Raw genomic sequence first — 21725 nt, 5'->3', positions numbered from 1 at the left:
CATGCAACTCGACAGCCTCTACCAGGAGATCATCCTGGATCACTACCGCACCCCGCACCACGCGGGCCTCGCGGACCCGTACGACGTGGAGGTGCACCACGTGAACCCGTCCTGCGGGGACGAGGTCACCCTCCGCGTCGAGCTCGACGGCGACACCGTCAAGGGTGTCACCCACCACAGCGTCGGCTGCTCGATCAGCCAGGCCGCGACGTCGGTGATGTCCGATCTGGTGATCGGCAAACCGGTCACCGAAGGCATGGCCACGTACGAGAAGTTCCTGGAGCTGATGCAGGGCCGCGGGAACGTCGAGCCCGACGAAGAGGTGCTGGAGGACGGCGTCGCCTTCGCGGGTGTCGCGCAGTTCCCCGCCCGCGTGAAGTGCGCACTGCTGGGCTGGTCGGCCTGGCGCGACGCCACCGCTCAGGCGCTGGCTGCCAACGAAGGAGTGAAAAATGCCTGACCAGACCGACGAGAAGATCGAGCTGCCCGAGGTCGACCTCGAAGCGGCCGCCGCGGCCCAGGCCGCCGGCGCGCAGCCCGGGACGACGCCGCCCCCGGTCGAGGACGTGACCGAGGCCCTCAAGGACGTCGTCGACCCCGAGCTCGGGATCAACGTCGTCGACCTCGGCCTGATCTACGGCGTCACCGTCGACGACAGCTCGACCGCGATCATCGACATGACCCTGACCTCCGCGGCCTGCCCCCTCACCGACGTCATCGAGGACCAGACCCGGATGGCGCTCGAAGGCCTCGTCAACGACTTCCGCATCAACTGGGTCTGGATGCCGCCGTGGGGCCCGGAGAAGATCACCGACGACGGCCGCGACCAACTGCGCGCCCTCGGCTTCAACGTGTGAGTCGACTCGTCACAGTCGCACCGGAGCGCCTGGACAGGTGGCTGAGCGGCTTCGGTGAACGCCACGGCGACGTCTCGTTCGACGCAGCACCGCATCAGGTGACGGTGACTGCGGCGGACGGGGCGATCGCCGTGGTGAGCGTCCCCTTCCAGCCTCTTGCGGATCTGAGCCGCGAGGGGCTGGTTGCGCATGTGCTCGCTGAGCATCGGCTCGGCGTTCTGTTGGTGCGTCGGGGTGGGTACGGCGCGGGGGTGTTTGCCGGGGCACGGCTGGTCGACTCCAAGGTCGGCTCACGCCATGTGCAGGGCACGACGAAGGCCGGTGGGTGGTCGCAGCAGCGGTTCGCCCGGCGGCGGGACAACCAGGCCCGGGAGGCGTTCAACGCCGCGACCGAGGTCGCCGTCCGGATTCTGGCCGGGGCCCGGCTGGAGGCACTGGTGTGCGGGGGAGACCGGCGCGCGATCGACACCGTCCTGGAGGACCCGCGGCTGAAGGGCCTGGTGCCGCTGGTGCGGACGCCGTTCCTCGGCGTCCCGGATCCGAAGCAGAAGGTGCTGGAGCAGGCCGGGGCGGATGCGCGCGCGATCCGGATCGAGCTGACTCAGGACGACGACGGCCCGTCGTAGAGCGCGCGGAAGTCGGCGAGGGTGCCTTCGTAGTAGGCGAGATCGTCGAAGAGTTTCGCGCGGAACAGCATCTGCGGGCTCTCGGCCAGCAGCCGGCGCCCGTACTCCGACCAGACGGCCGACTCGGGCACCTGATCGGCGTCCTCGGGCAGGAACTTGATCGCCTCGCGGACGGCGTACGCGGCGTACTCCCAGTTCAGCTCGACGACCGAGCGGTCCTGACCGGGCTGACCGGTGTACGACATGTCGGCCGTCAGCGCCCGGCGGGCGAAGGTGCCGGACAGGACGACCCACAGCGCGGCGTCCATGATCGTCGAGACACCGAGGCCGAACGGGACGCCGAGTTTGCGGGAGGCGTCCTCGGCGGCGTACGGGATCTCGATCTCGCCGACTGTCGAGGCGTACGTCCAGGCGGTCTCACCCTCGGCCAGATTGCCCGCGAGCCCCGGCGGCGGCACCGCCGGGACGCTCTCGTCGGCGGCGGTCAGCACACTCTCGTAGACCTGTGCCTCGATCAACGACCTCGCCCGCAGCATCAATGCCCTCGTTCCTGTTCACGGCTCGACCGGGTGGACCCTACCGCGCTCGGCGTCGCGGCCGGGCTCAGCTGGCGCGCCGTCGCGCTGTAATCGAGCCCCTTGAGCATGCTGTCCGGTACGCCGCTGCGCACCAGCTCGTCGGACACCTTGGCGCTGAAGTTCTCCCCGGGCCCGGCGGCGTCGTACACCTCGCGCAGGTCGACCCGGCCCTGCGCCATCAGGGCCAGGCGCGGATCCAGCCCGCCGAAGGCCGCGGCGAACCCGCCGTCGCCGACGCCGGACAGCGTCCCGTTGCTTGAGGCAACATAGATCCGCTCCTGGCCGTCCCGCTCGGCCATCGCCACGACCAGCGTCGTGCCGTCGCGCTTGGCCTGCGCGAGCGCGTCGACGAGCGGGCGGTAGGGCTCGTAGACCTGGTTGCCGGCGGCATCTTCGTGGTACGCCGACGCCCGGATGTCCGGCGTGCGCAGCTGCTCGGCGGTGAGTTGGAGCCGGGCCGCAGCCGCCGCGCTGCCCGCGGCCGCGCCGGTCTCCAGCTGCCGCAGCCCGTCGAGGTACTCGTGTTTGAGCATCTTGACCACGAACTGGGCCTCGGCGGCGTTCGGAAGCTGCTTGTGGCGCTTGCCCTTCGCGATCGTCACGTCGTAGCTGACCGGGACCCGGACGGCGACGATCTCGCCCTCCTCGAACTTGGTCGCCTCCAGCCGGGTGCCGTGCGCCGCGGAGGTCTGCTCCTTGACCTGCCGGCTCGCCGACGCGCTCAGCGAGACCGGGCCGCCTTCGGCGCCGGCGTTCACCGAGCCGGGGCCGAGGCGACTCGACGTGCTGGACGAGCGGCTGCTGGTCTCCAGCCGGCTGACCGAACCGGTCTGCGCGTCGCCGATGGCGTCCTCGGCGAGCTCGAAGCCGGTGATCCGGGCCTTGACCGTGACGGCGACCGTCGCCTGGCTGTTGCCACGTGCGGCCATCTGCATCAGCTGGAGGCCGTTCGGGCCGGTCAGCTCGGCGAACGACGCCTTCAGCCCGACCGGGCCGAGCTGATCTCCGAGCGCACCCTGAGCCTCGGCGAAGCCGCCGGCGCCGAGCCACTCGGACCGGGCGAGCTCGGCTTCGAGCGCGTTGTAGAGCTCGTCGGTCGGACGCGCGCCCTGCGGATACGGCAAGGCGGTCTGGACGATCGCGCTCTCGGGGAGCCGGATCGAGCGGTGGTCGAACTGCTGTCCCGGCGCAGTCACTCGGCCACCGGGCTCGCGAATCAGGGCCCGTGGCGCGAGCAGGGTGACATTCGCGTCGAGCTGCCGCGGGGTGGCGGCGATGCTCTGTTCGGCCGGCGTCGTGCGCTGGAGCTTCCAGCGCGCGCTGGTCATCGCGGCGGCGCCCGCGTCCCGCACCCGGACGACCTCACTGGTGAACACCACCCGGCGCTCGACCGCGGCCAGGTCGAAGTGTCCGCTCATGTCGATCGTCGTGGCCAGCTCGCCGCTGCCGGCCGTCGTCTGCCGCTCCCGCTTGAGGCCCGCGCCTCCCGAGATGCCGTCGGCGCCGCCGCCGATACCCGCCTCGTACGTCGCACTCCGGCCGATCGAGCGGTTCTGGCCGCGGAACCGGAAGGCGCCGTCGAGACCGACCGCGTCCACCTTCGGGATCTCCGGGGTGCCGTCGACGGTGTAGTCGCCGACGTAGCGTGCGGTGATGCGGACCCGGTACAGATCGGGGTTGTGCTGACCGGCGACCGGCACCTCGACAGTCGCATTGAAACCGCGCGGGCCGAGCATGGTCTCGAAGTCGCCCTGGAAGGCGTCCAGATTGACCCGCAGCGCCGGTGCGAGCAGCCGGCTGTCCGCGAGGACGCCAGGCGCGATCTGCTCGAACTGGGGCCGGACCAGCTCGAAGAGATCGACCCGTTCACCCGGTCGGCCGACCGGTGCGATCGAGTCGATCTGGGCCGAGGCGACGCTGGCGTCGTACGACGCGCCGAGGTCGACCGCTCGGCGTTGCGCGACGAGCTCCTCGGTGGCCCGCAGAGTCTCGTCCACGCGCGCGGTCGGCGACGGGCGTGTCGCGCCGGAGTTGTCGAGCACTTTGGCGACGAGCTGCTCGCCGGTGTGCTCGGCGGCCAGCCCGGTCGTCGCCCCGGCCTTGTCCACCTGATAGCGGCGGACGAAGCCGGTCGCGACCTGCGCGTCCATCGGCAGGCGGTCGTTCAGGTAACGCTCGGCGGCGTCGGCCACGAACGGCAGCGGGAGATCCATCCGGCCGGCGGCGTACAGCGCGTGGGCTCGTCGTTCGGCGATCGCCCGCTGCGCGATCGCATCGTCCAGTGGGACGGTTTGGACGACGCCGCCCCGGCTGTCGACGATGTCGGCCTGGAGCTGGAAGCGTTGCAGCAGCTCGTAGTGCGTGCCGAGGTGGATCAGCTGCCATTCCTGGGCGTTCGTCTGGTTGTTACCGGTCGATTCCGAGGTTCCCGCGGACCGCCCGGCCGAGGCCGAGACCGGGCTGGTGCCGCTCCCGATCGCAGCGCCGCCGCCTGTCGCCGTACCGGCGGTGAGGCTGGAGTCCGTCATGTTGAGGTTGATGTTGCCGGTGATCTGACCGGACGCCGCGACGACGGTCTGATCGACCGCTGTGCCGCGCAGAACCACCTTGTACTGCTGGGCTTGCAGGCCGTGCGGCGCGACGACGAGGGGAATCTCGAGGTCGCCGTTCATCCAGTCCGGGTTGGCGACCAGGCTGTCGGGGGACAGGGCGGCGTGGATCTGTGCGACGGCGCTGGAGTCGGCCCGGAAGCCGTCGACGGCCGCGATGATCTGGTCGGCCGGGTTGCGAGCGTCGACCGCGACGGTGATCGCGTCCCGGACGGCCTGCGGGTGCGGCGCCTTCGGGCCCGCGGCGGGCGCCGGCGCCGGCGCCGTGGCCCGGGTCAGGCCGCCTTCGTACAGCAGGTGGACGCTGCCGCGGACGTCCGCGAGCGGCTGGGCCTGGCCCTGTTCGCCGAAGGTCAGCCGGACGCGCTGCTCCAGCACGTCGAGCGGCTCGGTGCTCTCCGTGATCGTGACCCGGTTGGCGCGCCGGCCGGAGGACCAGGACAGGCTGCGGGCGATGGCGTTCCGGCTGAGGTTGACGCCGAACAGCCCGGCGGACAGGGGAAGGGATTTCGAGCGGCTCGAGGTCCGGCTGGTGGCGGCCGAGCCGATACCGAGGCGGATGACATTGCGGGTGGGCGTCGTGCCGCGGCCGGTCACGCTGCCGAAGTCCTGGGTGACGGCGAGCCGGAAGTGGCGGTAGTGCGGATCGCGACCGGTGCGCTGGTCGACCAGGGTGATCGGGATGCCGCCCTGGCAGGCCTGGTTCAGCCCGCCCCGGATGCGATGCGGGGTGAGGTTCTGGATGACGGCGTTGTAGTTCGCGTGCTGGCCGGCGCGCCGGAGGTCGTCCTTGCCCGGGTCGTCCGCGATCGGCTGGAAGTTGCGGTCGAGCGGCGGGACCAGGCCCAGCTGCTGCAGGTTCGTCAGCGCCTGGCGCCGAAGCTCGTCGACGCCGGTCAGCTTCTCGGCGATGGCCTTGCCGGGGCCGCGCAGCTGACCGGGACCGTCGCCCAGCCAGGACGGCAGAGCCTGCGGTGTCGCGGACGGCTCCGGATCGCCGCTGAGCAGGAGACGGCCCTCCTGGTCGAGCCGCGGGGCGCCGTCGGGGTCGCGGAGGACGGCGGCCGCGGCGGCCGGGCCGCCGGCGCGCAGCAGTTCGTTCTCGGGCAGGCGCAGGCGCGCCTCGCACGTGTCGGTGATCACGACCGGCACCGCGTCGCGGTCGCCGATCTTGCGGAGCACGGCCCGGACCCTGAAGTCGACGATCACGCCTTGGGTCGGGCCCTGGTTGCGGTGCGCGACCGGCGTGATGGTGGTCCGGCTGACGTTCTGGCCGCCGGACCGGCTGACTCCGCGCGCTGCCGAGGCCGCGGGCGCACCGGGTACGGCGCCCGCTCCCAGCCCGACGCTCCCGGTCAGCGACGTCCCGTAGGTCTCGCTCGCGCTGATCCCGCTGAACTCGTTCTCGATCTCCTCCTGCCACAGGTCGAAGCTGCGCTCGCCGCTCAGCCTCGCGGTGCTCCAGACCGGCTCGAGCTCGACCGTCAGCTGGTACGCCGGCCGCCCGGCGACGGAGATCGGGCGGGTCAGCCCGCCGGGTTTGCCGTACTCGTGCAGCAGGCGGGCCGGATCGCGGGTGACCATGATGTTGAGCTGGTCGTAGGCGACCCGGTCGAGTGCGCCGAACTGGTCCCGGGCGGCGGCGACGAGACGGTCGCTGACCGACTGCAAACCGTTGAACCGGGTGACGGTGTGCTGGGGGAGTTCCGGATTGATCTCGGCGGCCCGCCCGAGCTGCGCCAAGGTGACGGTCGCGGCGGCCGGCTGGACCGCGTACGCGCTCGGGACCCAGGTGAGTTGCTTGCCGGCCGCAACTGTCTGGGCGGGTGACCAGGGCGCGGTGGGGGAGTTGCGGACCTGGATCTCCCACTCGCCGGTCCACTGGTAGAGCAGCGACTCGCCGCGGTCGTCGTCGACCCGCCCGAACTGGGAGTGCCCGATCTGGCCGGACGACGCGGTGAAGGACTCCCCGGAGCTGACGCCGGCCCGCGGCGCGACCACCTGGCCCACCGCGTGGATCGGGCTCGTGGGCGGAGTCATCGTCAGGAACGCCTGCAGATCGGCGCCGGCCGACGTACCGGTCGACTGCGTCGCGGCGGTGCTGACCCCCTGGCCGCCGGTGCCGAATGTGCCGTTCATCTGCTCGGCGAGGTCGTAGTCGCGATCGACGATCTCGGTGAGGTCGCGGCGCTTCATCCGCAACCGCACCTGCGTCACCTGGTTGACGTCGTCGCCGGGCGCGCCGCCCACCGGGATGATCATGCCGTCCGCGGACATCAGCCGCCGGTACTCGGCGGCCGGGATCGGCCGGGGCGCCATGCCGCCGAGCCGCTGGCGCAGTCCGTTCTCGGCGAGGATGCGGTTGATGTCGCCGACCGGCGCCAGCAGGGCCGGCCCGGTCGGCACGCCGGTCTCCAGCGCATCGTGGACGGGCATGGCCCGGGCCGTCGCGGCGACGTACTCCGTACTCCGGTCCGCGGCCTCGTCCGCGAGCGCGGCGAGGTGTCCGTGCGGCCGGTTCGGATCGGCGATGACCGCGTCGGTCTCGGTCAGCAGCTCGCGGTACCCCTGGAGGGTGTGCGCGGCGTTCGCGGCTGCCTGCTGGTAGCCGGTCGCCAGCTCCGTGTGCCGGATCGCCGTCCTGCCCGCGGCGACTGCTTCGACCCGGATCACCCGAGCCCGTTCGGCGGCGCCCCGGTCCCGCATCGCGGCCTCGGCCTGAGCCTTCTCTTCGAGCTCGGCGGCTTCGGTGGTCGCAGCGCCCGAGCTGGCCACCTTGGTCTCGGCCAGGTGGGACAGCTCCGCGACGGCCCGCTCCAGCTCGCCGACCTGCGCGGCCACCTGCTGCCGGAGTTGCGCGGCGCGCGGGTCCACCCGGGTCAGCGCGGTCGCGGCCGCGACGCCTTCGGCCGTGTACCGCGCGCCTGCCTGCCAAGGCGCTTCCGGAAGCACGCCGCCACGCCGGCGGATCGCCTGCGCCGCACCTTCGAGCTCTCCTTGAACCCAGGCGCCGGCTCCCCAGGCCTTGACCAGCAGCTGATAGCGGTCGTATTCGGCCCGCAACCGGGTCTCGCGCCGTTCCACTCCCAGGACCCGGCGCAACCGGCCGACGAACCCCGAGCGCGGCGACGGCCCGCCCTCGGCCCGGATTTCGGGAGGTGCGCCGTGCGCCGCGCGCGAAATCGCCCGGCCGCGTTCGAGGACGGCGAGCGGCGAGGTCTGGCTCGGAGTCTCCAGGCGGGCGGCGGCCTCGGGGGAGGTGGCGGCCGCGGCGCGGAGGGCCACCTGCAGCATGGCCTGCGCCTCGGCGGTCCGCGATTGGTCCAGACCGGGGACAGCGAGCAGGCGGTCGAGGGCCGCGGTCGCGCCCTGGGCCGGGTCGGTCCGGCGGACGCGCGCGACCTCGGCGCCGAGCAACGCGACGGTCTCGGCCAGGAGGCGGTCGTCCGACACCCGGGCAGCCCGGCGAGCGACGTACTGCTCGATGGCGGTGGTGGAGACGGTATCGCGGCGGCTGGTCAGCCAGACGCGGTCACCCTGCAGCGGGACGGCGCTGGGGAACGCGATCCCGAGCGCTGTCGCGAGAGTCGCGCGGGCGCGTGCGGCTGGAGTCGTCACGAACACCTCACCTTCTGGTCATCTCGCCGGGACGTTAGCAAACAATCGGTTACTCGCCAGCTGCTCGGAGCACCCGATCTGTTAACGAATTACGCCCGCGGTCCGCCTAGGATCGACGCATGACTGAGCGCCTGGGCTCCTCGCAGTGGACCGTCGCCGAGGCCCGCGGCGTCATCGCGCAACTTCGGCACGTCGCGGCCGACGGCAACGAGTACGACGCCGTCGAGCTGTTCCTCGCCCTGTGCGAGTACCTCGACCAGCTGTACGGCGGCCGCGGCTTCGACGAGTTGCTGGCCGGCCCGCCGCGCGCCGCGCTGGCAAGCGTGATCCGCGAGCTGAGCGCCCGGCGTACCGGCGTCGGCGAGCGCCTCGACCAGCCGGTCAACTCCGCCGTCACACTGACCGAAGGCCGCGCGCTGGCCGCCGTGCTGGAGAGCGCGGAGGGCTGGCAGCGTGAGCTCGGCCTGGCGCTGCACGGCCTGTATGCCTATCTAGACCAGTTGTACGGCGGTCCGGGTGCCTTCACCGAGTTGCTGACGGTCGAAGAGCGCAGCCGGGTCGCGAGCCGGTAACGGCCAGTGGCTCCTGACCGAATTGGGCCTGCGGTGCCGTTACGGTAGGGCGCGTGAGTCTCTCGTCCTCAACGCGTACTCCGTCCTCCAGCGCCCGCGGAGCGGGCCGTTCGGCGGGCGGTGGTACGAACCGCCTCCCCAGCAGCCGAGAGCGCCGGCCCGCCCTGGCTGCCCTCGCCGTCATCCTCATCCTGCTCGGCGCCGCCGGCTCGGCGCTGATCGCGCTGAACAGCGGCAACCGCGAGGGCTACGTCGCGATCGCGACCAAGGAGCCGATGCCGCCCGGGCACCGCCTGCAGCCGGGTGACCTGGCCCGTGGCGATCTCGCCGGCGCCACCGAGGGCCTGATCAAGTGGTCCGAGAAGGACAGGTACCTCGGCCAGTACACAACAGGCTGGCTCTACAACGGCCAGTACCTGAACAAGAACAACCTGCAGAAGGACACGCCGATCCCTTCCGCCGGCGCGGAGCTCGGTGTCGTCCTGGAGGCCGGCCGCGCGCCGGCCGGCGGTCTGATCGAGGGCGACATCGTGCAGGTCGTGCGCGTGCCGAGCGCGAACCAGGACGCCGCCGGGCTGGGGATCCTGGTCACCGCGGCCGAGGTGACCGCCTCGGCCGGCGGGGTGGTGGCCGACAAGACCTCGACGGTCAACACGCTGAACGTGACGATCCTGGTGCCCAGCGGCAAGGCGCCGGCGGTAGCAGCCGCGGCGGCCGCGAAGACCTTGGTGCTGGTGAAGCTGAACCCGGCGACCAAGCCCGACCTCCCGCGCGTCACCGGAGCCAACTAGATGGCACTCGTGGCATTTGCGAGCGCCAAGGGCTCGCCTGGCGTCACCACCGCCGGTCTGGTGCTCGGTGCGCTCTGGCCGCGGCAGGTGCTGCTGGCCGAGTGCGACCCGTCCGGTAGCGACGTTGCGATCCGGATGACGGCTCCTGGCGGCGCACCGCTGAACTCCGACCGCGGTCTGGTCTCCCTGGCCGCCGCAAGCCGCAAGGGGCTTGGCGACGAGGTCATCCTCGCGCACAGCCAGCAGTTGGACGGCGGCCTCGACGTGCTGCTCGGCGTCCGTTCGCCCGAGCAGATCGGCGGTATGGGCGGTCTGTGGCACCCGCTGGGCATCTCGTTCAACCAGATGCAGGCAGCCGACGTACTGGCCGACTGCGGCCGCGTCAGCGCGACTGCGCCGCAGCTGCCCGTCATCCATTCCGCACGGCTGATCGTCATGGTCTGTACGGCGACCGGCTCGTCCGTGGCGCATCTCCGCGAGCGCCTCTCCTCGCTGGTCCATCACGTCGACGCACAGCTCGGTGTGGTCGTCGTGGCCGACCCGAAGCAGCGGGACGCCGTCAAGCAGGTCTGGACCGTGCTCGACCAGATGTCCGTGCCGGTCCGGCATCGGTGGCATTTGGCGTACGACCCGGTCGGTGCGGCCTTCTTCGACGGCCGTGGGCACGGCCGGCTGGAGAAGACCCAGCTGATCCGGTCCGCGACCGACATCGCCGCGGAGATGTCGGCCCTGGTCGCCACGCCGCACGACTTCGACATGGCCCAGGCGGCCTTCCCCGGGCAGGGGGAGCGATGACTGCCGATCAGGAGCTGGTCCGCCGCCTGCGGGTCCAGGTCGCGGAGCGGCTGAACGAGCAACGCCGTCGCGACCAGGTGAACGGCGTACCGCCGATGAGCGCCGAGGACGAGCGCGAGTACGCCCGGTCGCTGATCGTGCAGGTCCTCGAGGACCACGCCCGCTACGAGCTGGCCGAGGGCCGGACGCCGCCGACCCCGGACGACGACGCCCAGATCGCCGGCGCGATCCACTCCGCGCTGTTCGGCGTCGGCCGGCTGCAGCCGCTGATCGACGACCCCGAGGTCGAGAACATCGACATCAACGGCTGCGACCAGGTCTTCGTCCAGTACGGCGACGGCCGCGAGGAGACCCCCGGCCCGGTCGCCGAGAGCGACGACGAGCTGGTCGAGCTGATCCAGGTGCTGGCCGCGCACGCGGGCCTGACCAGCCGCCCGTTCGACTCGGCGAACCCGCAGCTCGACCTGCGGCTTCCCGACGGCTCCCGGCTGTCCGCCGTGATGGGCGTGACGTCGCGGCCCGCGGTCTCGATCCGGCGCGCGCGGCTCGGCCGCGTCTTCCTGCGCGATCTGGTCGCGAACAACACGATCTCCGACGACGTCGGCTCGTTCCTGCGGGCCGCCGTCCGGGCGCGGAAGAACATCATGATCGCCGGCGCGACCAACTCCGGGAAGACGACGCTGCTGCGCGCGCTGGCCAACGAGATCGCGCCGCACGAGCGGCTGATCACGGTCGAGCGCTCGCTGGAGCTCGGCCTCGGCGAGTTCAAGGACCTGCACCCGAACGTGGTCGCGTTCGAGGAGCGGCTGCCGAACTCCGAGGGCGTCGGCATGGTCAGCATGGCCGACCTGGTCCGCCGGTCGCTGCGGATGAACCCGTCCCGGGTGATCGTCGGCGAGGTGCTCGGCGACGAGATCGTCACGATGCTGAACGCGATGAGCCAGGGTAACGACGGCTCGCTGTCGACGATCCACTCGAACAGCTCGATGGAGGTGTTCAACCGGATCAGCACCTACGCGATCCAGGCGTCCGAGCGGCTGCCGATGGAGGCGACCCAGATGCTGATCTCCGGCGCGCTCGACTTCGTCGTGTTCGTCCGCAAGCACAACGACTACCAGCACGGCGGCACGCTGACCCGGTACGTCGAGAGCATCCGCGAGGTGACCGGCTGGGACGGCCGCGTGCTGTCCGGCGAGGTCTTCGCGCCCGGGCCGGACGGGCACGCGGCCGCGCACGCCCCGATCGCCTGTATGGACGAGCTCGAGCACTTCGGCTACCAGCCGCTCGTGCACGGGACGTGGGCCTGATGACCGACGAGACCCTGCTCGCGCTGCTCTGCGGAGCGGTGGTCGGCGGCGGCATCCTGCTGCTGATCATCGCGATCCGCGGCACCGAGCCGCGGGACGAGACGCCGTCGTTCTTCCGGCGCAACAACGTCGACGGCCGCAAGCAGCTGATCCGGATCGGCAGCGGGATCGCCGTCGGCCTGATCGTGCTGGTGGTGACGAAGTGGCTGGTCCTGGCCGCGGCCCTGGGCCTGCTGGCCGGCATGGCCGACCGGTTCTTCGGCGGTACCGGCGAGGAGCGGCGCGCGATCGACCGGCTGGAGGCGCTGGCCACCTGGACCGAAGCCCTGCGCGACACGATCGCGGGCGCGGTCGGTCTGGAGCAGGCGATTCCGGCGACCGCGGTGAACGCGGCGCCCGCGATCAAACCCGGGCTGAACCTGCTCGTCGACCGGCTGCGGATCCGCGAACCGTTGCCCTCGGCACTGATGCGGTTCGCCGACGACCTGGACGATCCGTCCGCGGATCTGATCGTCGCGGCGCTGGTGCTGAACGCGCGGCTGCGCGGGCCCGGTCTGCGTGAAGTGCTGAGCGCGCTGGCCGATTCGGCCCGTGAGGAGCTCGACGTCCGCCGGAAGGTCGCCGCGGAACGGCGTTCCACCCGGCGCTCGGTGCAGGTCGTCGTCGCGATCACGCTGCTCGTCGCGGCCGCGCTGGTGCTGTTCAACCCGCAGTACGTCGCGCCGTACACCAGCTTCATCGGGCAGTTCGTGCTGTTCATCGTGATCGCCCTGTACGCGCTCGGCCTGATCTGGCTGCGCAAACTGGCCAAGATCGAGGTGCCGGAGCGGTTCCTGATCGGCGGGAACGACAAGCGGGCCGGGCGGTCCGAGGAGCGGATGGAGGTGGTGGGCGGATGACCTGGGCCTTCTTCTCCGGCGCGCTCGTCGGGCTCGGCGTGTTCCTGCTGGTGCGGATGTTCGTCAAACCGCGCGCGAACGTGTTGTCCACCATCGCCCGGATCGACGCCGGGCGGGCCGGCTACACCAGCCGCGCGACCGCGAGCGCGGCCGGCGAGCGCACGCTCGGCGGTCTGGACAAGGCCAAGGAGACGCTGGGCCGGCGGCTCGAGGCCGAGGCGAACGCCCGCGGCTGGGCCTTCGGCAAGCTGCGCCGCGACCTCGCGGTGATGAACCAGCCGTTCGCGGCGATGCTGGCCACCAAGGTGTTCTTCGCACTCGGCGCGCTGATCTTCATCCCGATCGTGCTGTTCCTGTTCAGCGCGATCGGTTTCGCGGCGCCCGGCGCGACGCCGGCGGTCGTGACGCTGGGCGCGATGGCGTTCGCGTTCTTCCTGCCGGATCTGGCGCTGCGCCAGGAGGCCGAGGCGCGGCGGCGCGACTTCCGGCACGTGGTCGGCAGCTTCCTGGATCTGGTCGCGATGAACCTGGCCGGCGGCCGCGGCTTGCCCGAGGCGCTGATGACGGCGTCCACCATCGGCGACCACTGGGCGATGGCGCGGATCCGGCAGGCGCTGGCCAACGCGCGGCTGATCGGCATCACGCCGTGGGACGCGATGGCCCGCCTGGGCGAGGATCTCGGCGTCGAGGAGCTGCGGGACCTGGCGTCGGCGCTCGCGCTGGCCGGTGACGAGGGCGCGAAGATCCGCGCCTCGCTGCTGGCCCGGGCCGCGTCGCTGCGCCGCAAGGAGCTCGCCGACGTCGAAGGCAAAGCGGGGGAGCGGTCGCAGTCGATGCTCGTCGCGCAGCTGGTGATGTGCGCGGCGTTCATGCTGTTCCTCGGTTTCCCGGCCGGGATCGCGATCCTGGCGAGCTGAAACGGGTACGGATCCGTTCAGCTGAACTGTCCGTCGTACAGGGCATACTGAGGCCAGCCCCGGCCTCAGGAAGTGGAAGGCAAACGAAATGAACACGGAACTGCAGTTCTGGCGCGCGATGGCCGGTTACGCGGTCGCGCGGGCGCACACGCAGCGCGCGAAGGCCAAGCAGGGCCGCGGCGAGCTCGGCGCCTCCGCGCTGGAGTGGGCCATCATCTCCGGCATCCTGGTCACGGCCGCGCTGGCGATCGGCATCATCGTGCGCCGCGTGATCACCAAGCACTCCGGCGAGATCGAGAACGGCGGCTGATCCACCGTGCCGGTCCGCCCCCTTCGCCGGCGCCGTCGTACCGAGCGTGGCGCGAGCTCGCTGGAGCTCGCGATCCTCGCGCCCACGATCATGGCGCTGATCTTCATCTCGATCCAGACCGCCCTGTACCTGTACGGGCGGTCGGTCGCGCTGAACGCCGCGCAGGAAGGCGTTTCCCGGCTCCGGCTGGTGCAGCCGCCGGTGTACACGCCGGGCGTGGGGGAGAAGGTGCGGACCGATATCGAGGCCTACACCAAGGAGCTCGGCGGCACGACGCTGCGCAACCCGGCCGTCGCGCCCCCGGCGTACAACAATCCCGAGGGCATGGTGTCGTTCACGGTCAGCGGTGACACGGTGTCGCTGGTGCCGGGCCTGAAACTGCATGTCGAGCGGACGGCGACCGGCCCGATCGAGCAGTTCGAGGCGGACGACCAATGAGGAGTCCTCAGTTTCGCGGTGAGCGCGGCACGATGGCCCTGGAGATGGTCATCCTGGCGCCGATCCTGCTGATCCTGTTCATGTTCCTGCTCGCCTGCGGGCGCTACTTCCAGACCTCCTCGCTGCTGGAGAGCGCGGCCCGCGACGGCGCCCGCGCGGCCAGCCAGTCCCGCTCGCTGCCCGAGGCCCAGGGCCGCCTGGACGACGCCGTCAGCCGCACGATGGACCAGTCGATCAAGTCCTGCAAGGCGACCGCGGCCGGCACCGTCACCAGCGCCCTGACCGCCGGCGCCCCGCTCTCGGTCGAGGTCACCTGCACCATCGACTACCGCGACCTCAACCTGCTCGGCATCGGCGGCGACACCACCATCACCAAACGCTTCAGCTCGTCGGTCGACCCGTACCGCGGAGTCCGCGATGGCTCCTGAATCACACCGCTCGCGGATCGTCGAGTTCCTCCGCATCGATGCCCCCGGCAACCACCGCTCGATCCTCCCGCGCGGCGCCCTGAGCCCCGCCGTGATCATCCTCGCGGTGATGATCTTCACCCTGGCCGGCCTCGTCATCGACGGCGGCCGCCAGCTCGGCGCCCGCTCCCGCGCCGTCGGCTACGCCCAGGAGGCCGCCCGCGTCGGCGCCGCCACCATCGAGCTCAACACCGCCGACCCCAAGATCGACATCCCCAAAGCCACCACCGCCATCGCCGCCTTCTGCGCCCAGGTCACCGCCAACGACCCCGCCGTCACCACCTGCGCCCCCACCACCCTCACCGCCGAAGAAGCCACCATCTCCGTCACCATCCTCAACAAAACCACCTTCCTCGGCCTGATCGGCAAATCCACCCTCCGCGCCACCGGCGCCGGCACCGCCCACGCCGAACAAGGCGTCGAAAAGGCCGACGACAGCCCGACCATCCCGCCGATCTTCGTGAGTACCGGAGGTGACGGGCCGGGGGCGCCGATCTCGTCGACCGCGGTGCCGCCGACGCTCGACGTACCGTGTCCGCCGCGCTGGACGATCGGTTCGCCGACCCCGACCTGGACGCTCGACCCGATCCCGTTCCCGGCCAGTTGTACGCCGAGCCTGCCGGCGAGCCCGACGCCGACCGACGGCGAGGAGAGTTCGACCCCGCCGTCGCCCACCAAACGGCCGACGACGAAACCGACCAGGACGACCAAACCGCCGAACCCGTCGACCCCACCGACCCGGCGCTGACCTGAAGGAAGGACCTCGCGTGCGAACCGTTGCCCTGACCGCCGCAGTACTGACCGGCGCCGTCGTGCTGACCGCCTGTGGTGGAAACGCTGCCGACGGCGGTGCTCCGGTTCCCGTCGGCGGCGGCCCCGAGTCGGCGTCGGCGACGCCGGCGCCGAGTAGTTCGGCCCCCGAGAGCACGGCGCCCACCAAGCAGCCCAGCGCTCCGGTCTCGACGCCGCCGAAGAAGGCCAACGTGATCGTCGTTCCGGGGAACTACGCGAGCAATCCCGCCGTCCAAGGGCTCGTGACGTCGTTGCCGCGCTACTACGACGCGATGGTCGCGAAGGACGCAAGTCTCGTGAAGAACAAGTTTCCGGCCTACTTCTTCGCCGATGCCGGCCAGGTGATCGTCGATGCCAAGGTCAACGGCTGGGTGATGAAGCCGCCGGGAAGTGTGGTGGTGCGCGGAATCTCGAGCCAGCCACTGGGTGTGGTCCGGGTGAAGACCTGCCGGTCGCAGACGACGCAGTACTGGAATCCGAAGGCCAACGCGTGGGCACTGGCGACTCCGGGTGGTCAGCCGCAGGCGATCGACATGATCAAGACCGGCCTGGGCTGGCTGCCGTACAAGATCGGGCCGGCGGCCGGAATCAGCTGTGCAGGCGTGAAATATCCGGCCTAGGCCCGTATTTCGAGGTTGCGAAGAGGTGACGGGACACCGGATAACGGGCACGATGCCCTCGGTCGAAGATAATCTGCCGCTAGGACGACCCTCTGGAGCAAAGGATGCGCAATCGCGTGGGACGCGGGCTGATCGCCCTGGGCACCGTGCTCACGCTGCTGATCTTCCCTGGTGCGACCGCGATGGCCGAGGACGGCCAGACCGTGCAGCAGGGGACTCGCAGCTGCAGCATGTACGTGAACTCGATCGGGTTCGGAGCCTATTGCAGCAACGGCCAGGTCACCTACGGTAGTGGCGCGCCCATTCCGACGTGGCGCGAGCGGCTGGGAAACAACGTGTTCATCCCGTGCCGCGACATGGAGGTTCCGAAGGGGATCGACCTGCCGAAGGCGCCCGCCGGTAAGCACTGGGTGCTGCGGCTGACCATCGTCGACTTCGACCTGGACAGCAAGGACGGCGGCAAGCACGTCCACATCGAGCGTGCGATCGTGCCCGTCGGCGAGGAAGAAGAGGATCAGTGCCCCGCCACCGGCTACATGTCGGAGTTCTGGGACGAGTTCCACAACCAGTACCCGGCGCCGATCCTGCAGGTGAAGCCGACGTACACGCCGCGGGTCAACGTTCCGGCCTACTTTTCCCTGACGCCGGACAGCTCGTACATCCTCTACAACCAGTCGAACCCGGAGACCGCCCAGGACCTGTACTGGGGCGGCAGCCACGACCTCGTCATGCGCGGTCTGGTCGGCAAGATGGTCGTCGATCCCGGCGATGGGACGCCGCCGTTCACCTGCCCGATGGGCGTGGTGCCGGCCGGTGACACCGACGGGTACGACGAGACCAGCGACCCGTTCACCCAGATGAGCACCTGCAAGCACGTCTACAAGCGGTCCAGTGCGAATCAGCCGGACAAGATGTACACCGTCAAGCTGACGATCACCTGGGATGTTTCGTACTGGATCGGGCCGCCGGACTGGAATCCGCTCGGGTCGGCCGAGGTGCATGCCGTGCAGCGGTTGCCGGTGCAGGAAGTGCAGGCTATCGGTGGGTGACGTGGGGACGGGGACGGAGGAGCGAGCATGGTGAAGACCGGTGAGCCGGTGCGGGCTCGGTTGCCGCAGCAGCGGTCGTCGAGTCCGGGGGCGGATCGGGCCAAGGGGTTGCTGGCGCTGATCGCTATTGCGGCGATCGTGGGCGGGGTGCCTTATGTGCTGCTGCGCTTCTTCGGTACGCCGTGGCCGGACCGGATGCCGCACTGGAACGTCCTGCTCGCGGAGCTGGATGTGCGGGCCGTGCTGGGGATCTTCGCGTTCTTCATCTGGGTGGCGTGGGCGCATTTCGTGGTCTGCCTGATCGCGGAGGCGGTCGCGGAGGTGCGGGGGCACGGGTTGTCGCCGCGGATTCCGCTGGGCGGCGGGTCGCAGTCGCTGGCGCGGCGGTTGATCTCGACCGTGGTGCTGATTGCGGGCGCGGCCAGCGTGGGGATGCCGGTGGCGACGGCGGTGACCGCGAGTACGACGGCGGGCCCCAGCTCGGTGTCCGTCGTCCAGGGCGGTGAGCACGAGACGCGGGAGTCGTACCGGCAGACGGAGAAGCGTAGTTCGGTGCTCTCCGGCGATCAGACCGTGAAGAAGACGGCGACCGGCGTCCGGACGAACAACGACCAGAAGGGCCAGGTCGTCAAGTACACCGAGGTCCGGCCGCCCGCGGGGCGGAACTACGACTGCCTCTGGGACATCGCCGAGCGGTATCTGGGCGAGGGCCGCCGGTACAAAGAGATCTACGACCTCAACAAGAACAAGCTGCAGCCCGACGGCCGTCGCCTGACGAACCCGGATCTGATCATGCCGGGCTGGCAGGTCCGCCTGCCGGCCGATGCGAAGGGCGCCGGCGTCCACACCGTGCGGGTGAACGTCGACCAGCCGGGCAAGGCGGTCAAGCCGGTGAAGCCGGCCGAGCAGCAGCCGACCCGCGTCGCCACGCCCAAGCCCGCGCATGTCGCGGGGGAGGAGCAGGGCAGCCGCTGGTCCGAGCAGGGTGTCGAGTCGGGCTCCTCGGTCACGGTCGGCAGCGCCGCCGCGGATCCGGGCGCCAAGAACATCCGCCCTGGTGACCCGGTCAACCCCGCGCACGATCCGAAGCCCGGCAGCTCTCAGCCCGGCGATCCGGTCGCCGGCGGGACGAAGGTTCCCGACGCGGCTCCGGTCGCGGCGGACGGCGGTTTCGACGCGACCCAGGCCGGCATCTACGGTTTCGGCGCGACGCTGCTCGCCGCCGGCCTGGCGATCGCGCTGAAGCGCCGTCGCGGCTGGGCCCAGGGTCCCGGCCCGAAGGCCGCCGGCCAGCGGCAGACCGAGGTCGGCCTGCGGCTCGCGGCCGACATCCCGACCGCTCAGTTCGTGGACGTCGCCCTGCGCCAGCTCGGCGCCGACATGGTGAAGGCCGAGCGGCCGATGCCGAAGGTCGTCGCCGCTCTGGTGACCGACAGCGCGCTGACGCTCGTTCTCGACCCGTACGAGGCGCAGCCCGCCCCGCCCGGGCCGTGGCAGGCGATCGCCGAGGGCACCCGCTGGACGCTCCGCCGGGCCTACGCCCCGACGGCCGACCTGACGGCTGTGCCTGCGCCGTACCCCACGCTCGTCACCATCGGCCAGAACGCGGACGGCGCGACCGTCCTCGTCGACCTGGACACGGCGAACGGCATCGTCAGCTTCGGCGGTGTCACGGACGCCGCCCGCGACGTCGTCGGCTCACTCGCCGTCGAGCTCGCGACCAACCTCTGGTCCGAGGGCGCTCATGTGAGCATGGTCGGCTTCGGTGACGACCTCTCGGCGCTCGCGCCGGGCCGGTTGAAGTACTGGGTCCGCCTGGACGACGCGATCGCGGACGTCACCCAGCGGACGGATGCCCAGGTCCAGGCCTGCGAGCGCCGCAACATCGTCTCGGCCGCCGACGGCCGGACGGCGCACCCGGATGTCGCGCTCTGGGGTGCGGAGATCATCTTCGTGTCCGCGCCGCCGTCCGCCGAGGAGCAGGACCAGCTGAACCGTCTCGCCGCGGACCAGAAGCGCGGGATCGCGGTTGTCGTGGTCGGCGACGTCCTCAGCTCGCCGTGGCGCTTCGTCGTCGACGACAAGGCGCAGGCGGTCTGCCGGCTGCTCGGCCTCGAGGTGGACGCGCACAGCGTCACCCCGGAGCAGGTCAAGGATCTCGTCGCGCTGTTCGAGGCGGCCGAGTCCGACGGCGGCGACAAGCGCCGCGCCGAGCAGGACATGCCGGCGTACGAGTTCTCCGCGACCGACCTGAGCCGCCCCGCGCCGGTCGAGGTCGACCTGCTCGGCCCGGTCGAGGTGGACGCCCGCGGCGCCATCGACGACGGCCGGATCGCGCTCTCGACCGAGATCGTCGCCTTCCTGGCCAGCCAGGACTACGGCGTCCACCCGAACGTCCTGGCCGGCGCCATCTGGCCCCGCGGCATCAGCGAGGAGCTCCGCGACGCGGCCCTCGACCACACCCGCCGCTGGGTCGGCAACGACGCCATGTACGCCGACGAGTCGGGCCGCTGGATGCTGAACCGCAGCATCGTCCGCGTCGACTGGGACGTCTTCCGCACCCTGGCCAAACAAGCCACCATGATGGAAGACCCCCGCGCCCCGCTCTCGACGGCCCTGGCCCTGGTCCACGGCCCCGCCTGGGCCAACCTCCCGGCCGGCCGCTACTCCTGGCTCGCCGCCTCCGGCATCGAGCGCAAGATGGCCGAGCAGGTCGTCGACGCCGCCCTCAAACTCGCCGAAGCCTCCCTGGCCCACAACGACGGCGCCATGGCCCGCACCGCCCTCCAAACCGGCCTCAGCTTCTCCCCGGCCTCGGAGGACCTCTGGCGCGCCACCCTCCGCCTCGCCTCCCACTTCGGCACCACCCAAGACGTCACCAACGTCGCCACCCAGCTCTACCTGGCCCTCGCCAAACACGGCACCCCCCGAGGTCCCGAACCCGAAACCGACGCCCTCGTCGACGAACTCCTCCCCGGCTACCACCGCCCCGCCCAAGTCGCCTGACCCAGCTCACACCCCCGCCGCCTTGCACCAACGTGCAAGGTGGCGGTGTGTGGGTCAGATGTGGGCGCGGATCTGGCGGACCGGGTGGCCGAGTGCGGCCGCGAGGGTGGCCAACTCGGTCGGGGTGAAGGATTCGCGGTCGGCGTTCCAGATGGCGAGCTCGAAGCGGGCGAAGCCGCAGGGTTCGTCGAAGTGGAGGGTGTCGAGGGTGGTGGCGCCGCCGCAGCACGGGGTTGTGGTGGCGAGGGTTGTGAAGGTGGGGCCCTGGTTGTCTTCCAGTAGATCGGCCCACCACTGGAGATCGATCGCGGCCGTGCAGAGCGGGCAGGTGATGCTCTCGAGGCACTCGCCCGGGTCGACCGCGGTGAGGGCGTCGTACCAGGTGGCGTCGACGCGTACGTCGGTACCGTTCGGGATGCGGGGACAGAGCTCGGTCGCGAGCGCGGTGAGGCGATCGGCGGCGGTCCGGCTGGGTTGCCACTGCTGGTCGGCCGGGATGACCGACAGGATGTAGTCGCTCATCTACAGCGTGGAGGCGGACCAGGTGTCACAGGTGGTGAGGTCGCCGGATTGCATGCCCTTGGTGAACCAGCGCATGCGTTGGTCGGCGGTGCCGTGGCTGAAGGACTCGGGGGTGACTTGGCCTTGGGTTTTGGATTGGATGCGGTCGTCGCCGACGGAGGCGGCGGCGTCGAGGCCGCGTTCGATGTCGTCCTGGGTCAGGTCGGAGATGAAGGTGTCGCCGTCCTTGTCGGGGACGGTGGTGGCGTGGTTGGTCCAGATGCCGGCCAGGCAGTCGGCCTGGAGCTCGGAGCGGACGGCGTCGGACGTCGGGCCGCTGCGGGTCTTGATGCGGCCGAGGATGCCGTAGAGGTTCTGGACGTGGTGGCCGTACTCGTGGGCGACGACGTACGCCTCGGCGAAGTTACCGCCCTTGGCGCCGAGCTCGGTCTGCAGGGTCTGGAAGAAGCCGAGGTCGAGGTAGACCTTCTTGTCGGGCGGGCAGTAGAAGGGGCCGACGGCGCTCGTCGCGGGGCCGCAGCCGGTGCTGACCGAGCCGTCGAAGACGCGCATCGCGGCCGGCTGGTACTTCTTGCCGCGCCGGGGCAGCTCGGTGGACCAGAAACCCTCGACCGAGTTCTGGTAGACGACGAACCGGCAGTTGGCGTTCTTCTCCAGGTCCGTGCCCTTCTTGCACGAGCTGAGGTTGCCGGGGGCGGTGTTCTGCACCTCCGGCTCGCCGGAGCCGTCGCCGCCGAGGCCGGGGATGCCGCCGTTCAGCAAGACGATGACGACGAGCAGGATGATGCCGCCGATCCCGCCGCCGACCGGGATCATGCCGCCGGGCAGGAGGCTGCCGCCGCCTCCGCCGCTGCCTCGGGTGTCCTCGACACCGCTGGTGTCGAGATCCGCGTCGGGATTGAATTTCACACTCGGTAGACTAGACCCCGAAGTGGGAGATGGTGGAGCGCCG

At 70.9% G+C, this 21725-nt stretch carries 20 protein-coding genes; 16 read left to right on the top strand and 4 right to left on the bottom strand.

From position 1 onward, the window contains the following. Position 1: 1 nt before the first annotated feature. Genes sufU through HPO96_RS12565 form a run of 3 tightly spaced genes read left to right on the top strand, consistent with a single transcriptional unit; the run spans position 2 to position 1483 of the window. Positions 2-460, top strand: coding sequence for a Fe-S cluster assembly sulfur transfer protein SufU (sufU, locus tag HPO96_RS12575; RefSeq protein ID WP_171673529.1), 459 nt, complete (start codon positions 2-4; stop codon positions 458-460). Next, positions 453-857 carry a metal-sulfur cluster assembly factor gene (locus HPO96_RS12570; protein ID WP_202885804.1) on the top strand — a complete coding sequence of 135 codons (405 nt, stop codon included), beginning with the start codon at positions 453-455 and terminating at the stop codon, positions 855-857. The genes sufU and HPO96_RS12570 overlap by 8 nt, the downstream gene beginning before the upstream one ends. Then, positions 854-1483: an acVLRF1 family peptidyl-tRNA hydrolase gene (locus tag HPO96_RS12565; protein WP_171673528.1), complete on the top strand. Its 630-nt coding sequence runs from the start codon at positions 854-856 to the stop codon at positions 1481-1483. Before HPO96_RS12570 ends, HPO96_RS12565 begins: the two co-directional genes overlap by 4 nt. On the opposite strand, the gene HPO96_RS12560 is transcribed toward HPO96_RS12565, so the two are convergent. Further along, a complete protein-coding gene (locus tag HPO96_RS12560; RefSeq protein ID WP_171673527.1) occupies positions 1459-2019 on the bottom strand; it encodes a hypothetical protein in 561 nt (186 codons plus the stop codon). The genes HPO96_RS12565 and HPO96_RS12560 overlap by 25 nt on opposite strands. Beyond that, entirely contained in the window at positions 2019-8288 is a 6270-nt protein-coding gene (locus tag HPO96_RS12555; RefSeq protein WP_171673526.1) for a hypothetical protein, read from the bottom strand. Before HPO96_RS12555 ends, HPO96_RS12560 begins: the two co-directional genes overlap by 1 nt. Positions 8289-8407: 119 nt before the next feature. Here HPO96_RS12555 and HPO96_RS12550 point away from each other — a divergent pair, with 119 nt between their 5' ends. The 13 genes from HPO96_RS12550 (at position 8408) to HPO96_RS12490 (ending at position 20251) form a co-directional block, all read left to right on the top strand. Then, complete coding sequence (locus HPO96_RS12550) at positions 8408-8860, top strand: hypothetical protein (protein ID WP_171673525.1); 453 nt, start codon at positions 8408-8410, stop codon at positions 8858-8860. Positions 8861-8913: 53 nt separating this feature from the next. Beyond that, the gene (locus HPO96_RS12545) at positions 8914-9651 is read left to right on the top strand and encodes a hypothetical protein (RefSeq protein ID WP_171673524.1); all 738 of its coding nucleotides are present in this window, start codon (positions 8914-8916) and stop codon (positions 9649-9651) included. Next, positions 9652-10446 (top strand): CpaE/TadZ family protein, encoded by a 795-nt coding sequence (locus HPO96_RS12540; RefSeq protein WP_171673523.1) that lies wholly within the window; start codon positions 9652-9654, stop codon positions 10444-10446. Further along, positions 10443-11753, top strand: a complete 1311-nt coding sequence (locus HPO96_RS12535) for a TadA family conjugal transfer-associated ATPase (RefSeq protein ID WP_171673522.1) — start codon at positions 10443-10445, stop codon at positions 11751-11753. Before HPO96_RS12540 ends, HPO96_RS12535 begins: the two co-directional genes overlap by 4 nt. Then, entirely contained in the window at positions 11753-12652 is a 900-nt protein-coding gene (locus HPO96_RS12530) for a type II secretion system F family protein (RefSeq protein WP_171673521.1), read from the top strand. Before HPO96_RS12535 ends, HPO96_RS12530 begins: the two co-directional genes overlap by 1 nt. Continuing rightward, the gene (locus HPO96_RS12525; RefSeq protein WP_171673520.1) at positions 12649-13569 is read left to right on the top strand and encodes a type II secretion system F family protein; all 921 of its coding nucleotides are present in this window, start codon (positions 12649-12651) and stop codon (positions 13567-13569) included. Before HPO96_RS12530 ends, HPO96_RS12525 begins: the two co-directional genes overlap by 4 nt. 88 nt (positions 13570-13657) lie before the next feature. Further along, positions 13658-13879, top strand: a complete 222-nt coding sequence (locus tag HPO96_RS12520; protein ID WP_171673519.1) for a hypothetical protein — start codon at positions 13658-13660, stop codon at positions 13877-13879. 6 nt (positions 13880-13885) lie between these two features. Next, positions 13886-14317: a TadE family protein gene (locus HPO96_RS12515; RefSeq protein WP_337796606.1), complete on the top strand. Its 432-nt coding sequence runs from the start codon at positions 13886-13888 to the stop codon at positions 14315-14317. Next, positions 14314-14745 (top strand): TadE/TadG family type IV pilus assembly protein, encoded by a 432-nt coding sequence (locus HPO96_RS12510; RefSeq protein ID WP_171673518.1) that lies wholly within the window; start codon positions 14314-14316, stop codon positions 14743-14745. The genes HPO96_RS12515 and HPO96_RS12510 overlap by 4 nt, the downstream gene beginning before the upstream one ends. Then, a complete protein-coding gene (locus tag HPO96_RS12505) occupies positions 14735-15532 on the top strand; it encodes a Tad domain-containing protein (RefSeq protein ID WP_184999627.1) in 798 nt (265 codons plus the stop codon). The genes HPO96_RS12510 and HPO96_RS12505 overlap by 11 nt, the downstream gene beginning before the upstream one ends. A gap of 19 nt (positions 15533-15551) precedes the next feature. Beyond that, a complete protein-coding gene (locus tag HPO96_RS12500; RefSeq protein ID WP_337796605.1) occupies positions 15552-16196 on the top strand; it encodes a hypothetical protein in 645 nt (214 codons plus the stop codon). A 104-nt stretch (positions 16197-16300) separates the two neighbouring features. Then, positions 16301-17245 (top strand): hypothetical protein, encoded by a 945-nt coding sequence (locus HPO96_RS12495; protein ID WP_171673517.1) that lies wholly within the window; start codon positions 16301-16303, stop codon positions 17243-17245. A gap of 27 nt (positions 17246-17272) precedes the next feature. Further along, entirely contained in the window at positions 17273-20251 is a 2979-nt protein-coding gene (locus HPO96_RS12490) for a hypothetical protein (protein WP_171673516.1), read from the top strand. 54 nt (positions 20252-20305) lie between these two features. Here the strand turns inward: HPO96_RS12490 and HPO96_RS12485 are convergent, their stop codons facing one another. Both HPO96_RS12485 and ypfJ read right to left on the bottom strand, forming a co-directional pair. Beyond that, on the bottom strand, positions 20306-20773 hold the full coding sequence (locus HPO96_RS12485; protein ID WP_171673515.1) for a hypothetical protein: 468 nt from the start codon (positions 20771-20773) through the stop codon (positions 20306-20308). Then, positions 20774-21682: a KPN_02809 family neutral zinc metallopeptidase gene (ypfJ, locus tag HPO96_RS12480; RefSeq protein ID WP_171673514.1), complete on the bottom strand. Its 909-nt coding sequence runs from the start codon at positions 21680-21682 to the stop codon at positions 20774-20776. Positions 21683-21725: the final 43 nt, after the last annotated feature.

This window comes from Kribbella sandramycini (genome assembly GCF_013131805.1).
Lineage (GTDB): Bacteria > Actinomycetota > Actinomycetes > Propionibacteriales > Kribbellaceae > Kribbella > Kribbella sandramycini.
This window is presented reverse-complemented; position numbering and strand designations above follow the sequence as displayed.

Bases quoted from the DNA above. Each gene is read 5' to 3' on its own strand.
- sufU (WP_171673529.1), top strand. From the start codon at position 2: ATGCAACTCGACAGCCTCTACCAGGAGATCATCCTGGATCACTACCGC.
- HPO96_RS12570 (WP_202885804.1), top strand. From the start codon at position 453: ATGCCTGACCAGACCGACGAGAAGATCGAGCTGCCCGAGGTCGACCTC.
- HPO96_RS12560 (WP_171673527.1), bottom strand. From the start codon at position 2,019: ATGCTGCGGGCGAGGTCGTTGATCGAGGCACAGGTCTACGAGAGTGTG.
- HPO96_RS12550 (WP_171673525.1), top strand. From the start codon at position 8,408: ATGACTGAGCGCCTGGGCTCCTCGCAGTGGACCGTCGCCGAGGCCCGC.
- HPO96_RS12540 (WP_171673523.1), top strand. From the start codon at position 9,652: ATGGCACTCGTGGCATTTGCGAGCGCCAAGGGCTCGCCTGGCGTCACC.
- HPO96_RS12535 (WP_171673522.1), top strand. From the start codon at position 10,443: ATGACTGCCGATCAGGAGCTGGTCCGCCGCCTGCGGGTCCAGGTCGCG.
- HPO96_RS12530 (WP_171673521.1), top strand. From the start codon at position 11,753: ATGACCGACGAGACCCTGCTCGCGCTGCTCTGCGGAGCGGTGGTCGGC.
- HPO96_RS12525 (WP_171673520.1), top strand. From the start codon at position 12,649: ATGACCTGGGCCTTCTTCTCCGGCGCGCTCGTCGGGCTCGGCGTGTTC.
- HPO96_RS12520 (WP_171673519.1), top strand. From the start codon at position 13,658: ATGAACACGGAACTGCAGTTCTGGCGCGCGATGGCCGGTTACGCGGTC.
- HPO96_RS12510 (WP_171673518.1), top strand. From the start codon at position 14,314: ATGAGGAGTCCTCAGTTTCGCGGTGAGCGCGGCACGATGGCCCTGGAG.
- HPO96_RS12505 (WP_184999627.1), top strand. From the start codon at position 14,735: ATGGCTCCTGAATCACACCGCTCGCGGATCGTCGAGTTCCTCCGCATC.
- HPO96_RS12495 (WP_171673517.1), top strand. From the start codon at position 16,301: ATGCGCAATCGCGTGGGACGCGGGCTGATCGCCCTGGGCACCGTGCTC.
- HPO96_RS12490 (WP_171673516.1), top strand. From the start codon at position 17,273: ATGGTGAAGACCGGTGAGCCGGTGCGGGCTCGGTTGCCGCAGCAGCGG.
- HPO96_RS12485 (WP_171673515.1), bottom strand. From the start codon at position 20,773: ATGAGCGACTACATCCTGTCGGTCATCCCGGCCGACCAGCAGTGGCAA.